The organism is Vogesella sp. (assembly GCF_046297735.1).
GTDB classification, from domain to species: domain Bacteria; phylum Pseudomonadota; class Gammaproteobacteria; order Burkholderiales; family Chromobacteriaceae; genus Vogesella; species Vogesella urethralis.
This window is the reverse complement of record NZ_JBKBHK010000003.1, coordinates 274,992-289,703: the sequence shown is the minus strand read 5'-3', so window position 1 is coordinate 289,703 and position 14,712 is coordinate 274,992. Positions and strand designations below refer to the sequence as shown.

General features: G+C 68.5%; 8 protein-coding genes. 6 read left to right on the top strand and 2 right to left on the bottom strand.

Annotated elements, in window-relative coordinates; genetic code table 11:
- Positions 1 to 39: 39 nt before the first annotated feature.
- From ACK4FZ_RS05840 to pbpC, 5 genes are all read left to right on the top strand, one after another.
- Positions 40 to 1,182 (top strand): homoserine O-acetyltransferase, encoded by a 1,143-nt coding sequence (locus ACK4FZ_RS05840; RefSeq protein ID WP_409818771.1) that lies wholly within the window; start codon positions 40 to 42, stop codon positions 1,180 to 1,182.
- A complete protein-coding gene (metW, locus tag ACK4FZ_RS05835; RefSeq protein ID WP_144372745.1) occupies positions 1,179 to 1,778 on the top strand; it encodes a methionine biosynthesis protein MetW in 600 nt (199 codons plus the stop codon). Before ACK4FZ_RS05840 ends, metW begins: the two co-directional genes overlap by 4 nt.
- Positions 1,779 to 1,842: 64 nt before the next feature.
- Complete coding sequence (locus ACK4FZ_RS05830; protein ID WP_409818769.1) at positions 1,843 to 3,522, top strand: AmpG family muropeptide MFS transporter; 1,680 nt, start codon at positions 1,843 to 1,845, stop codon at positions 3,520 to 3,522.
- Positions 3,523 to 4,064: 542 nt separating this feature from the next.
- Entirely contained in the window at positions 4,065 to 9,743 is a 5,679-nt protein-coding gene (locus tag ACK4FZ_RS05825; protein ID WP_409818767.1) for an alpha-2-macroglobulin family protein, read from the top strand.
- Positions 9,733 to 11,943, top strand: a complete 2,211-nt coding sequence (pbpC, locus tag ACK4FZ_RS05820; RefSeq protein WP_409818765.1) for a penicillin-binding protein 1C — start codon at positions 9,733 to 9,735, stop codon at positions 11,941 to 11,943. The genes ACK4FZ_RS05825 and pbpC overlap by 11 nt, the downstream gene beginning before the upstream one ends.
- An 8-nt stretch (positions 11,944 to 11,951) precedes the next feature.
- Here the strand turns inward: pbpC and wrbA are convergent, their stop codons facing one another.
- A complete protein-coding gene (gene wrbA, locus ACK4FZ_RS05815) occupies positions 11,952 to 12,542 on the bottom strand; it encodes an NAD(P)H:quinone oxidoreductase (protein ID WP_409818763.1) in 591 nt (196 codons plus the stop codon).
- A 61-nt stretch (positions 12,543 to 12,603) separates the two neighbouring features.
- On the opposite strand from wrbA, the gene ACK4FZ_RS05810 reads away from it, so the two are divergent.
- Positions 12,604 to 13,809, top strand: a complete 1,206-nt coding sequence (locus ACK4FZ_RS05810; protein ID WP_144372740.1) for a YihY family inner membrane protein — start codon at positions 12,604 to 12,606, stop codon at positions 13,807 to 13,809.
- On the opposite strand, the gene ACK4FZ_RS05805 is transcribed toward ACK4FZ_RS05810, so the two are convergent.
- Entirely contained in the window at positions 13,755 to 14,588 is an 834-nt protein-coding gene (locus ACK4FZ_RS05805) for a DUF3025 domain-containing protein (RefSeq protein ID WP_409818760.1), read from the bottom strand. The two genes, ACK4FZ_RS05810 and ACK4FZ_RS05805, sit on opposite strands and share 55 nt — an antisense overlap.
- Positions 14,589 to 14,712: the final 124 nt, after the last annotated feature.

Genomic DNA, 14,712 nt, shown 5'->3' with positions numbered 1-14,712 from the left:
CACGCTACCCGCCCCCGGCCGACCAACAAAGAGACAACCATGTCCAGTAATGCATCCTCTGTCGGTATTGTCAGCGCACAGCGCGCGCTGTTCGAAACGCCGCTGCCGCTCGCTGGCGGTACGGTGTTGCCCAGCTACGAGCTGGTGTTTGAAACCTATGGCGAGCTGAACGCGGCGCGCAGCAATGCGATCCTGATCTGCCACGCGTTGTCCGGCCACCATCACGTCGCCGGCCGTTATCGCGACGACGATAAAGCTGCCGGCTGGTGGGACAACATGATCGGTCCCGGCAAGCCCATCGATACCAACCGCTTTTTCGTGGTGGGCGTCAACAACCTGGGCGGCTGCCACGGCAGTACCGGCCCGTCCAGCATCGACCCGGCCAGCGGCCAGCCGTGGGGCTCGCGCTTTCCGGTGGTAACGGTGCCCGACTGGGTCACGGCGCAGGCGCGCCTGGCCGACCGTCTGGGCGTGGAGCGCTGGGCGGCGGTGATCGGCGGCAGCCTGGGCGGCATGCAGGCGCTGCAGTGGAGCATCAACTACCCCGACCGCGTGGCCAACGCGCTGGTGATCGCCTCGGCGCCCAAGCTGTCGGCGCAGAACATCGCCTTCAACGACGTGGCCCGCCAGGCCATCATCACCGACCCCGATTTTTGCGGCGGCGACTTCTACGCCCAGGGCACCATCCCGCGTCGCGGCCTGCGCCTGGCGCGCATGCTGGGCCACATCACCTATCTGTCCGACGACGGCATGGGCGAGAAATTCGGCCGCATGCTGCGCTCCGGCGAGTACAAGTTCGGCTACGACGTCGAGTTCGAGATCGAGAGCTACCTGCGCTACCAGGGCGACAAGTTTTCCGACTACTTCGACGCCAATACCTACCTGCTGATGACCAAGGCGCTGGACTACTTCGACCCGGCCAAGGATTACGGCGGCGACCTGGTGGCTGCCTTGCAGCGCGCCACCGCCAACTTCCTGGTGGCCAGCTTCACCAGCGACTGGCGCTTCTCGCCGGAACGCTCGCGCGAGACGGTGAAGGCGCTGATCGCCGCCGGCAAGCGCGTGTCCTACGCCGAAATCGAATCCGTACACGGCCACGATGCCTTCCTGATGACCGACGAACCGTATATGAACCTGATGCGTGCCTACCTGCAGCGCGTTGCCGTGGAGGTTGCCGCATGAGCCAGCCCGTTTCCGCCTTGCGCCCCGACCTGCAACTGATCGCCGACTGGGTCAGCCCCGGCAGCCGCGTGCTCGACCTGGGCTGCGGCGAGGGCGACCTGCTGGCCTGGCTGCAGGCCCACAAGCAGGTATCCGCCTACGGCGTGGATTTCGACGTCAACAACGTGGTGCGCTGCGTGGCGGCCAACGTCAACGCCATCCAGGGCGACTTGGAAGCGGGCCTGGCCGAGTTTGCCGACCAGCGTTTCGACCACGTGGTGCTGTCGCAAACCATCCAGGCCATGCACAACACCGAGCAGATTCTGCTGGAAATGCTGCGCGTTGGCCGCGAAGCCATCGTTACCTTCCCCAACTTCGGTTACTGGGAAAACCGCTGGCAGATCCTCAAGGGCCGCATGCCGGTGTCCGACGACATGCCCTACCAGTGGTACAACACCCCCAACATCCACTGGTGTATGCTCGGCGACTTTGACGAGCTGTGCGCCAAAAACGGCCTGCGCGTGCTGGAGCGGGTGGTGATGACCGGCGGCCGCCGCGTGACCTTCCTGCCCAATCTGCGCGGCAGTCTGGCGTTTTACCGCGTCACGCGCGGCTAGGCAGCAACCGACATGGCGCTTCGGCGCCATTTTTCATCGATAACAACAAAAACGGGAGGCGCGGATGCGCGATATCCGGCAGCAGGGCGCGTGGCGCATGCTGATGATCTGGGTGCTGGGTTTTGCCAGCGGCTTGCCACTGGCGCTGTCCGGCACCGCCATGCAGGCGTGGCTGACGCTGGACGGCATCGACGTGGCCACCATCGGTTTCCTGAGCCTGGTGGGCTTGCCGTATACCTTCAAGTTCTTGTGGGCGCCGCTGATGGACCGCTTCGAGCCGCCGTGGCTTGGCCGCCGTCGCGGCTGGCTGGTGCTCACCCAGCTGGGCTTGGCCGCCGTGCTGCTGGCCATGTCCGGCATGCAGCCGGCCCGCGACGTGCAGGGTTTTGCTTTGCTGGCGGTGCTGCTGTCTTTCCTGTCCGCCTCGCAGGACGTGGTGATCGACGCCTACCGTACCGACGTGGTGCAGCCGGCCGAGCGCGGCCTGGCGTCGTCGCTGGGTGTGTTCGGCTACCGTTTGGCCATGGTGCTGTCCGGCGGTATCGCCATGGTGTGGGCCGATCCGCTCAACGGCAACGGCTGGAGCTGGGGCACCGTCTATCAGGTGATGGCCGCCATCATGCTGGCCGCCGCCGTCATCTCGCTGCTGCTGGTGCCGCCGGTGCCCAAAGACAACGTGGCGCCGGTCAGCGACGCGCGCAACGACCTGAAAGGCTTTGCCGCCGTGTTACTGGCGGTGGTCATCGGTTACCAGTTCACCACCCACGTGGCGGCGCCGCTGGCCGAACGTGTGGTGGCACCGTTCTACCCGGCAGTGGCCGAAGCGCCGGCAGGCCCTGCGGCCAACCCTGTGCCTGCGACGCCGGTCGCCAGCGCGGTGGTTGCCAAGGCTGCCGAGGCCGCCAAGCCGGCCGCGGACAAAGGCGACAAGAAAGGCAACCCTAACCAGAAGAAGTGGATAGACCTGCTGTCGCTGCTGCTGGGCATGGCCTTCACGCTGCCGTTGGCGTGGTGGGCGGCGCAGAAGGCGCGCTTCGATACGCTGAACCGCTCGCTGGGCAACTATTTCAGCATGGAAGCCGCCGGCGCTTTCCTGGCGCTGATCATCCTGTACAAGCTGGGCGACGCCTTTGCCGGCGCGCTGACCACCACCTTCCTGCTGAAGGGGGCCGGCTTTGCCCAGGCCGAGATCGGCGTGGTGAACAAGGTGATCGGCATCTGGCTCACCATCGTCGGCGCGCTGGCCGGTGGCGCGCTGATGCTGCGTCTGGGCTTGTACCGTTCGCTGATGGCGTTCGGGGTGCTGCAGCTGCTGTCCAACCTGGGCTTCTGGCTGGTGGCGGTGTCGGGCAAGGGCGCGTGGGGCAGCTTTACGCTACCGGCTTTCGACTGGCTGATCGTGGCGCTGAAAGACAGCAGCCAGGTGGACTACCTGCTGTTGTTCGCCGTGGCAGTGGAAAACCTGTCCAGCGGCATGGGCACCGCCGCTTTTGTGGCCTTCCTGATGGCGCTGTGCAACCAGAAATTCACCGCCACCCAGTTTGCGCTGCTGTCGGCGTTTGCCGCGGTGGGCCGCGTGTGGGTGGGGCCGCTGTCCGGCGTGCTGACCGAAAGCATAGGCTGGCCGGCGTTTTTCCTGTTCTCCACCGCCGCGGCGCTGCCAGGCCTGCTGATGCTGGCGCGGCTGAAAGCCCGCGTGCAGGCGCTGGACGTACCCAAGGGGCCGGTAGCGCTGGACGATTAGCCGGCCCTGGGGCAGGCAAACAAAGCGCGATGCCGCCTACGGGCGGCATTTTCTTGCCCGCCAGCCTAATCCCAGTCAGTTAGACGAATGTGTTTGGTTATCAAAGAGTAGTACGTTGGTGAAGCACCCTGTCCCGTTGGCGCGAGCCGGTCAAAATGGTGCGCCCCAGGTTTTAAGACGCCGATTTGTTTGAGCCCCGAGCCGTTAGCGAGGGGCGAGTTCGGCGGCGCCTGGGGCGTGCCGTTTTGGACGGGGTTTCGAGCAGCCCCGGGTTGCGGGGGAATGAAAAGGGGGCGGCAATCCGCCCCCTTTCCCGTCTGCCGGGCGGAACCGGCATCTAATCATCGTCCGCAGAGCGGACACACTAGGCTACTTCAACGCAACAAATCCCTTAACCAAAAAGCGTCAGTCAGCGTTAGCTGACTGGCATTGCGCCTGCGTGAGGCATTTTCTTGCCCGCCAGCCGGCTTTTACTTATCGAAATGTCACATGCCGGGTGAATGTCGGGGATAATGGCGGCCTGCATTTTCCGGGCCTCCATCATGAAAACCCTGCTTGCCGGCGTACTGCTGCTGGCCCCCTTGTTCAGCCACGCCGCCAGCGTGGCCACCTTTAGCCCGCAAGGCGAGGTGAAGGCGCCGCAACAGGTGCGCATCAGCTTCAGCACCCCGATGGTGCGCTTGGGCGACAGCCAGGCCGCCGCGCCGCTGCAGTGGGACTGCCGGCTGGACGGCAGCGGCCACTGGGTGGACGACAAGAGCTGGGTGCTGGACCTGCGCACGGTGCCGGACGCCGACACCCGCTGCCGCTTCAGCCTCAAGAGCGGGCTGAAAGATGTGCAGGGCGTGGCGCTGGCGTCGGCCAGCTACCAGTTTGCCACCGGCGCGCCCAGCATCGTGCAGAGTTGGCCGCAGGATGGCGAGCGCATCGAGGAAGACCAGGCCTTCGTGCTGCGCCTGAACGCCCGTCGCAGCAGCCTGCCCGGCTTGTACTGCCAGAGCTCGGCGCTGGCCGAGCGCCTGCCGTTGCTGCCGCTGCCCGCCGCCGAGCGTCAGCGCCTGCTGCAGCACCTGAAGCTGGAAAAAGACGCCGCCAGCGTGCTGACGCTGCGTTGCGGCCAACGCCTGTCGGCCGACAGCAAGGTGTCGCTGCACAACCCGCGCCCCGGTGAGGCCGAGCGGCTGGATTTCCGCGTGCGCCCGCCGTTTAGCGCCACCCTCAGCTGCACCCGCGAAAACACACGCGGAGCCTGCATCCCGTTCAAACCGATCAGCCTGGTGTTCAGTTCGCCGGTGCCGGCGGCGCAGGCCGCCGCCATCCGCCTGCAAGGCGAGGGCGAGGCCAAGGCCCGTACGCCGCAGCTGGACGGCCAGCGCGGCGAGCCGGTAGACAGCATCCAGTTCAAGCCGCCGTTTACCCCGCAGCAGACGCTGCAGCTGCAGTTGCCCGACGGCCTGGTGGATGAGGTTGGCCGCAAGCTGGTGAACGCCGCCAAGTTTCCGCTGGCCGTGCGCATTGGCGATTTTCCGCCGCTGGCCAAGTTTGCCGCCGCGCCGTTCGGCATTATCGAAGCCGGCAGTGACGCCAGCCTGCCGGTGACGCTGCGCGGCGTGGAAGCCGCGCTGCCGCTGCGCAGCGTGTCGCTGAGCGGGCAGGGCGTGCTGGCGCGCGACGACCGCAACATGATGCGCTGGCTGGGCAAGGTGCTGCGCTACCACGAAAGCACGCTGCCGCAAGGCCAGGGCAAGGAGGTGGAAAGCCGCCGCCTGTCGCTGCTGAGAAAACTGCCGCAGGCGCACAAGCTGTCGCTGCCGGCGCAGCCGGACGCCAAAGGGCGCTGGCCGTTCGAGGTGGTGGGCATTCCGCTGCCGCAACGTGGCCTGCACGTGGTGGAAATCGAATCGCGGCTGCTGGGCCGCGCCTTGCTGGGCAAAGCGGCGCCGATGTACGTGCGCAGCGCGGCGCTGGTGACTAATCTGGCGGTACACCTGAAGCGCTCGCCGGAAAACGCCGCGGTGTGGGTCACCTCGCTGGACCGCGCCGTGCCGCAAGCCGACGCGCTGGTCAGCGTCTACGACTGCCGCGAAACGCTGCTGTGGCAGGGCCGCACTGGCAAGGACGGCGTGGCGCGCATCGCCAAGCCGCTGCCGGAAGCCCAGTGCGACGGGCCGGAAAGCCTGGACGGCCTGTTTGTTACCGCGCGCCTGAAACTGGCCGACGGCAGCGAGGACGTGTCTTTTGTGCGGAGCGGCTGGAACCGTGGCATCGAAAGCTGGCGCTTCCCGTTCCCCACCAGCAGCGGCGAGCAGCCGTCGGTGGTGGCGCACAGCATTCTGGACCGCAGCCTGCTGCGTGCCGGCGAGACGGTATCGATGAAGCACCTGCTGCGGGTGCAGAACAGCCGCGGCCTGGCGCTGCTGAAAGCCGGCGAGCTGCCGCAAAGCGTGCGCATCAGGCACGACGCCAGCGACGACGAGTTCGTGCTGCCGCTGCAATGGCGCCGTGGCCGCTACGCCGAGACCAGCTTCACCCTGCCCAAGGCCGCCAAGCTGGGCGAATACAGCATCTACCTGCTACGCAAGGGCAGCCGCAGTAGCGGCGACCATCAAGCCGCATCGCTGGCGCTGGACGGCTACGAGCTGTACAGCGGCAACTTCCGCGTGGAGGCGTTCCGCCTGCCGGTGATGAGCGGGCGCATCGGCTACCCGGCCGGCGCCGGCATTGCTGCCGAGCGGCTACCGCTTAGCGTCAACCTGGCCTGGGGCAACGGCGGCGCGGCGCGCAACTGGCCGCTGCAAGTGAGCGCCATGCTGCAAGCGCGCTACGAGCAGCCGCGTGGCTACGACGGTTTCAGCTTCAACCCGCCGCAGGGCGGCGACGAGGACGAAGCCGAGCGCAACAAGCTGGATGGCAAAGTGGTGCTGGACAAAGCCCCGCTGCAGCTGGACGGCAATGGCAACGGCAAGCTGGCCATCGACAAACTGCCGGCGCTGGACCGCCCGTACTGGCTGCTGGCCGAAGCCAGCCTGCGCGACCCGTCCGGCGAAACGCAGACCCTGTCGCGCATGGTGCCGCTGTGGCCGGCGGCGCTGCAGGTGGGGGTGGCGGTGGACGACTGGGTCTCGGTGGGCCGCACGCTGAGTGTCAAAACCGTGGTGCTGGACACGCTGGGCAAGCCGCAAGTTGGCCGTAAGGTTACGCTGCGCCTGGCCAGCCACCATTACCTGTCTAGCCGCAAACGGCTGGTGGGCGGTTTTTACGCCTGGGAGCACACGCACGAGCGCAGCGACGAGGGCAAGCTGTGCAGCGGCACCACCGACGCCAGCGGCCTGCTGATCTGCGAGCTGTCGCCCAAGGAAGAAGGCAATCTGGAGGTGATTGCCGAAGTCGACGACGACAAGGGCCATACCGCGCGCGCGGCGCAGCAGGTGTGGGTCAGCCGTCACGACGAGGTGTGGTTCGACGTGGCCGACAACGACCGCATCGACCTGCTGCCGGAGCAGCGCAGCTACAACCCCGGCGATACCGCGCGCTTCCAGGTGCGCATGCCGTTCCGCAAGGCCACCGTGTGGCTGGCCATCGAGCGCGAAGGCATCATCGACACCCGCGTGCTGCAGCTGGAAGGCAAGTCGCCGGTGGTCGAACTGAAAGTGGGCGAGGGCTGGGGGCCGAACGTGTACGTGTCGGTGCTGGCGGTGCGCGGCCGCGTGCGCGACGTGCCGTGGTACTCGTTCTTTACCTGGGGCTGGAAAACGCCGGTGGAGTGGTGGGACGCCTACTGGCACGAAGGCAGCGACTACACGCCGCCGTCCAGCATGGTGGACCTGTCGCGGCCGGCGTTCAAATACGGCGTGGCCGAGATCGAGGTTGGCGACAAGGCGCGCCGGCTGCAGGTAACGGTGACGCCGCAGCGCACCCGTTACGGCATCCGCGAAACGGTGCCGGTGCGCATCCAGGTACGCATGCCGGACGGCAAGCCGGCGCCTGCCGGTAGCGAGGTGGCGTTTGCCGCGGTGGACGAAGCGCTGCTGCGCCTGCAACCGAATAACAGCTGGCAGCTGATGGAGGCCATGTACCAGCGCCGCAGCTACGGCGTGGACACCGCCACCGCGCAGCTGGAGGTAGTCGGCAAGCGCCACTACGGCCGCAAGGCGCTGCCGCCGGGCGGCGGTGGCGGCCAGGCGCCCACGCGCGAGCTGCTGGATACGCTGCTGCTGTGGCGGCCGTCGGTGGTGCTGGACGCCAACGGCGCGGCCAACCTTAACGTGCCGCTGAACGACGCGCTGACCCGCTTCCGCCTGGTGGCGGTGGCCGAGGTGGGCAGCCATTTCTTCGGCACCGGCCAGGCCGACGTGGAGGTGGTGCAGGACGTGCAGATCAGCAACGGCCTGCCGGCGCTGGTGCGCGAGGGCGACCAGCTGGCCGCCACTGTTACCGTGCGCAACGGCAGCGACAAGGCGCTGACACTGGACGTGGCCGCCAGCGCCGGTAGCCAGAAGCTGCCGCCGCAGCGCATCAGCCTGCCAGCGGGCGAAGCACGCGAACTGCGCTGGCCGTTCACGGTACCGGCCGGTATCGACACGCTGGACTGGGTGATCAGCGCGCAGGCGGTGGCCGGCAAGGGCAGCGACCGGCTGGCCTTCCGCCAGCAGGTGGCGCCGGCGGTACCGGTGACGGTAGAGCAGGCCACGCTGCTGCGGCTGGACGCGGCGCAAACGCTGCCGGTGGGCCTGCCGACCGGCGCCTTGCCGGGGCGCGGCGGGGTCAGTGTGAGCCTGCAATCGCGCCTGGGCAGCAGCCTGCCGGGGGTGCAGCGCTGGTTCGAGCAATACCCGTACAGCTGCCTGGAGCAACGCGCGTCGCGCGCGCTGGGCACCGCCAATGCCGCGCAGTGGGATGCGCTGGGCAAGGAGCTGCCGCTATACCTCGATAGCGACGGCCTGGCCGCGTACTTCCCGCTGTCGGAAGGCAGCGGGCCGTGGGGCAGCGACGTGCTGACTGCCTACTTGCTGCAAGTGAGCCATCAGGCCGGGCAAGCGCTGCCGGAAGGCCCGCGCCAGCGCATGCTGGCCGGCCTGGCCGCCTTTGTGGAAGGCCGTTTGCAGCGCCCGCTGCCGCTGGCCAGCCAGCATCGCGACGCGCGGCTGCTATCGGCTATGCTGGCATTGGCGCGCCACGGCAAACTGCAGCCGGCCATGCTGGAGGTGCTGGACGGCCAGACCCAGCGCTACAGCACCGCCATGCTGATCGACTGGCTGGAGCTGCTGCAGCGCACGCCGGCGGCGGCCAACCGTGCCGCCGCCATGGCGCAGGCCGGCCAGCTGCTGCGCAGCCGCCTCAGCTACCAGGGCACGCGGCTGGTGTTCAGCAGCGAGGCCGACGACAACGCCTGGTGGCTGATGGGTAGCGCCAACCAGAACGCTGCCCGCCTGCTGCTGCTGGCCAGCACGCTGCCGGACTGGCAGGCCGACGTACCGCGCCTGCTCACCGGCCTGTTGGCGCGCCAGCAGCGCGGCCACTGGCAGGGCACCACGGCCAACCTGTGGGGCAGCCTGGCGGTGGCGCAGTTCTCGCGCCAGTACGAAAGCGTGCCGGTCAGCGGCAGCAGCAGCGTGACGCTGGGCGGGCGTCAGGCCAGCCTCAGCCCCACCGATACCCCGCAGCGTTTGCCGCTATTGCCGTGGCCTGCGGGCGGCAAGGGCACGCTGACGCTGACGCACGAGGGCAGCGGCGCGCCGTGGGCCACGGTGGAAGCGTTGGCCGCGGTGAAGTTCAGCGGCGAGCGTAGCGCCGGCTACCGCATCAGCAAGACGCTGACGCCGGTCAGCCAGCAGGTGTCCGGCGAATACCGACCCGGCGACGTGATGAAGGTGACGCTGCAGATCGACGCCCAGGCCGACATGGGCTGGGTGGTGGTGGACGACCCGGTGCCAGCCGGTGCCAGCATTCTGGGCAGCGGGCTGGGTAACGATTCGGCCATCGCCGTGGCACAGGCGCGCGAGCGCGGCAACGGCTGGGCCGACTATATCGAGCGCCTGCCGGGCAACTACCGCGCCTACTACCGCTACCTGCCGCGCGGCGCGCTGACGGTGGAATATACGGTACGGCTGAACACCCCAGGCCGCTTCCAGCTGCCGCCGACGCGGGTCGAGGCGATGTACGCGCCGGGCGTGTACGGCATGCTGGCCAATGCGCCGTTCGAGGTGGCCGGTGCGCGCTAAGGCGGCGATCGGGCTGTGGCTGGCAGGGTTGGCCGCCGCCCAGCCGGTGGCGGCCAACCCCGGCTTTGCCGAGGTACGCGCCGCGTGGCGGCCGTCGGACGTGATCGTGCTGGACCGCCACGGCACGCCGCTGCAGCGCGTACGGCAGGACAAACGCGCGCTGCGGCTGGACTGGCTGCGGCTGGCCGACACCTCGGCGCCGCTGCGTTACGCGCTGCTGCTGTCGGAAGACCGCCGCTTTTACCAGCACAGCGGCGTGGACTGGTCCGGCGTGGCGGCGGCGGCCTGGGGCAACCTGTGGCACAGCCGCACCCGTGGCGCGTCCACCCTCACCATGCAGCTGGCCGGCTTGCTGGACGCCGATCTGAAAGCCGGCAGCGGCGGGCGCAGCCTGTGGCAGAAGCTGGGCCAGACCTGGTCGGCCAGCGCGCTGGAAAAACAGTGGCGCAAGGACGAGATTCTGGAGGCCTACCTGAACCTGGTGAGCTTTCGCGGCGAGCTGGTGGGGCTGCCGGCGGTATCGCGCGCGCTGTTCGGCAAGTGGCCGCAGGGGCTGAACCGGCAGGAATCGGCCATCATCGTGGCCCTGCTGCGCGGTCCCAACGCCGGGCCGGAGCGGGTAGCCGCCCGCGCCTGCGGCATCCTGCGCGACATGGCGCTGGACACTGCCCGCCAGCAGCGCCGCCCGCCGCCACTGGACGCCACGCTGCAGCGCGATTGCGACCGCGCCAGCATCCAGACCCGCCAGGCGCTGGCGCGCCGGCTGCCGGTGGTGGACGCACAGGCGCAGCTGGCGCCGCACTTCGCACAAAAACTATTGCAACAGCAGCCACAGGCAGCTGGCAGCGTGCTGCGCAGCACGCTGGATGCGGCCTTGCAGCGCTACGCCAGCGCCTTGCTGCAGCGCCACCTGCTGGCGCTGCGCCAGCGCAATGTGCAGGACGGCGCCTTGCTGGTGCTGGACAACGCCAGCGGCGACATCCTGGCCTGGGTGGGCTCCAGCGGGGCCTTGTCGGCGGCGGCCAACGTGGACGGCGTTACCGCCTTGCGCCAGGCCGGCTCCACGCTGAAGCCTTTCCTGTACCAGCTGGCGCTGCAGCAGCATTACCTGACCGCGGCCAGCCTGCTGGACGACAGCCCGCTGGACCTGCAAACCGCCGCCGGCCTGTACGCGCCGCAAAACTACGCGCGCGACTTCAAGGGCCCGGTGTCGGTGCGCAGCGCGCTGGGCGCTTCGCTCAACATCCCTGCCGTGCGCACCATCACCATGGTCGGCCCCACTGCGCTGCGCGACCGCCTGTACGCGCTGGGGCTGCACAGCCTGCAGCAGGACGGCGACTACTACGGCTACAGCCTGGCGCTGGGCGCGGCCGACGTGCGGCTGATCGAGCTGGCCAACGCCTACCGCGCGCTGGCGCAAGGCGGGCAGTACAGCGCGCCGCGCTGGACGCTGGCGCAGCCGCCGGCCACGCTGCAACGCCAGCTGGACGCTGCGTCCAGCTTCATCGTCAGCGACATGCTGGCCGACCGCAGCGCGCGGGCGCGCACCTTCGGGCTGGAAAGCGTGCTGTCCACCCGCTACTGGAGCGCGGTGAAAACCGGCACCAGCAAGGACATGCGCGACAACTGGGCCATCGGCTACAGCCGCCACTACACGGTGGCGGTGTGGGTGGGCAACGCCAGCGGCGAACCGATGTGGGATGTGTCCGGCATGCACGGGGCGGCGCCGGTGTGGCAGGGGGTCATGGACTGGTTGCAGCGCGGCCGGCCATCGCTACCGCCCACGCCGCCGGCCGGGGTGAGCCAGCGCCGCGTGCGCTACGCCGGCGGCGAAGAAGCCGCACGGCAGGAGTACTTTTTGGCTGGCACCGAGCGCACGCTGATTACCGGCCAGCGGCGTGGCAGCGCGCAGCCGCCGGGCATCGTGTCGCCGCTGGGCGGCAGCATTTACGCGGTGGACCCGGACGTGCCGCCAGCCAACCAGCGCCTGTTGCTGCAGGCGCGCGGCGTGGCGGCGGCGCAGTGGTGGCTGGACGGCCGCCTGCTGGGGCGCGGCGAGCGCCTGCCGTGGTTCCCGTGGCCGGGCCGCCACGTGCTGGAACTGCGCGACGGCCGCGGCAAGGTGGTGGAGCGGGTGCGTTTCGAGGTGCGCGGCGCGCTGGCCAAGCCGGGCACGCAGCGCCCGGCTCGCGCAGGTTAGCGGCAGGTTTACGCGGCCAACCTTTTCGCCATCTCGGCCAGGCGTTTGCCTTGGGCGATGGCCAGCTTCTTTTCATCCTCGCTGATCGGCGCGTTGTTGCTGCCGCCCACGTGGGTCACGCCGTAGGGGCTGCCGCCGGTGGTGGTGTGGCTGAGCGCCGGCTCGCTGTACGGCAGCCCTACCAGCAGCATGCCGTGGTGCAGCAGCGGCACCATCATGGTCAGCAGCGTGCTTTCCTGGCCGCCGTGCTGGGTACTGCTGCTGGTGAACACGCAGGCCGGCTTGCCCGCCAGCGTGCCCTGCATCCACTGCGGCGCGGTGCCGTCCAGAAAGTATTTCATCGCAGCGGCCATATTGCCGAAGCGGGTGGGGCTACCCAGTGCCAGGCCGCTGCATTCGGCCAGGTCTTGCGCCTCCACGTACGGTGCGCCGCTGTCCGGCACCGCCGGGGCGGTGGCTTCGCACACGGTGGACACCTTGGGCACGGTGCGCAGGCGGGCGCGGCAGCCTTCCACACTATCGATGCCGCGGGCAATCAGGCGTGCCAGCTCGCGCGTGGCGCCGTGCTGGCTGTAGTAGAGCACCAGAATTTCCTGCATGGCCATTCCTATCGGTTAACATTGCGGATCTTAAAATTTTACCTGACATTGCAGACTTATCGTGACCAAGCCATTGTCGTTCTGGGGCTTTGCCGCCTTCCTGCGCCGCCGTCTGGCGCAACAACGCGTGATGCAGGTGGCCGGCAGCCTTACCTTTACCACGCTGCTGGCGCTGGTGCCGCTGCTGACCATCGCGCTGACGGTGATGTCGGCGTTTCCGGTGTTTTCCGACTACAGCACCCGCTTCAAGGTGATGCTGCTGTCCACGCTGGTGCCGGAATTCGCCGGCAAGGTGATTTCGGTGTACATGCGCCAGTTTGCCGACAACGCCGAAAAGCTTACCGCCGCCGGTATCGTGATGCTGGGTGCCACCTCGTTGATGCTGATGGCTACCGTGGAGCGCACCTTCAACAGCATTTGGGGCGTGCGCCGCGCGCGGCCGTGGCTGCAGCAGAGCATGGTGTACTGGACGGTGCTGACGCTGGGGCCGCTGGCGCTGGGCGGCGGCCTGCTGGGCTGGCGCTTGCTGTTCAAGCTGACGCATATCGAGCGCATTTCGCCGCTGCTGGACGAGACCCTGCAGTCAGTGGGCAGCGTCACGCTGACCATGCTGGTGCTGTCGCTGGTGTTTCGCATCGTGCCCAACCGCTACGTGCCGGTAAAGCACGCCATGCTGGGCGGCCTGCTCACCGCCATCCTGCTGGAAATCACCAAGCTGGGCTTCGGCTTTTACATCGGCCAGATCGCCAGCTACCAGCTGGTGTACGGCGCCTTTGCCAGCGTGCCGATCCTGCTGCTGTGGCTGTTCTGCCTGTGGCTGGTGGTGCTGGCGGGCGCGGTGTTGACGGCGTCGTTCTCGTACTGGGAAGGCGGGGCCTGGCAGCGCCGTAACGAGCCGCGCCGCCGTTTTCTGGATGCAGTCGAAGTGCTGGTGATGCTGGATCGCGCCCAGGACGAAGGCCGTGCGCTGCGGCCGGAAGACCTGCGCCGCGAGGTGAAGGTGGGCTACGACGAGTTGGGCAGCGTGCTGGACCGGCTGGCGCAAGCCGGTTACGTGCAGCGCGGCGCGCGCGATGGCTGGGCGCTGCTGCGTCGCGCCGAGCAGATTCCGTTGGCTGAATTGTTCCGCCTGTTTGTGTACCGGCCGGAGCAGCACGCGCAGGACGACGACATCGCTGCCGAGGTCGAGGCCTTGCTGGGCCCGGCCATGGCTCAGCTGGGCGAGGTATCGGTGGCGGCGTTTGCCCGCCGCGTGGGGCGGAAGTAAGTGGTGTTGGCGTAGAAGGCCGCATCCTGTTGCGGCCACCAGCCGGGCAGGCCCAGCAGCGGTAGCGGCAGCAGGGCGCGCGGGCGGGTCAGCCAGCTGTCGTCCTGCAGCAGGGCGGCCAGGCGGGCGTCCAGCTGTTGCTGGCGCTGCGTGTAGTCCAGCGTAAAGAAGGCCGGGTCTACCGGCAGCAGCAGCGCCTTGCCGCACCAGCCGATATGCATGGCCAGCCCCTGTTCGAATAGCGCGTGGCCCAGCACGTGGGTGTCGATGCGCGTGCCCCAGGCGCCGGCGTGCGTCACCAGCAGCGTTTGCCAATCCATGGCTTGTAGTGCAGTTGCCAGTGCCGGGTCGGCGACCGGCACGATCACCCCGCATTCATCCAGCAAGGTGGCCGCGTCGCGGAACGGGCCGCGGCCCACCTCGCCGCGCTCGATGGCGCGTACGTGGCGGGCGTTCAGCTCGGTCTTGCTGCGCGGCCACGATAGCCACGCCAGCGCGCCAAACCAGTCGTGCCAGTTTTGTGTGCGGGTGGGTACCTCGCCGTGTTCGCCGATGTGCATTTCGTAATACAGGGCGGGGTCGAGGTCGCAGGCAAAGCGCAGTCCGGGCGGCAGCGGCTGGCCCAGCTGCCGGGCGTGGGCGGTGAGGCGGTCGAAGTCGGCCTGTTGCGGCCAACCCTGCGGCTGCAGCGCCTGCCACGGCGCCAGGCTGCGGTACAGCGGGTGGTCCGGCCACGGGCGAAAGGCCGCCGGCAGGCAGCCCTGGGCGATCATGCGCATGGCGCGGGCTTACTGCGCCTGGCTGGCGGTGGCGTTGGCCGCGGCTTGCGGCTGGGTGTAATGGTGGATGGCGACGGACAGTACCACGCCGATGACGGCGAGCAGGGCAAGGCGTTGCAGCAGG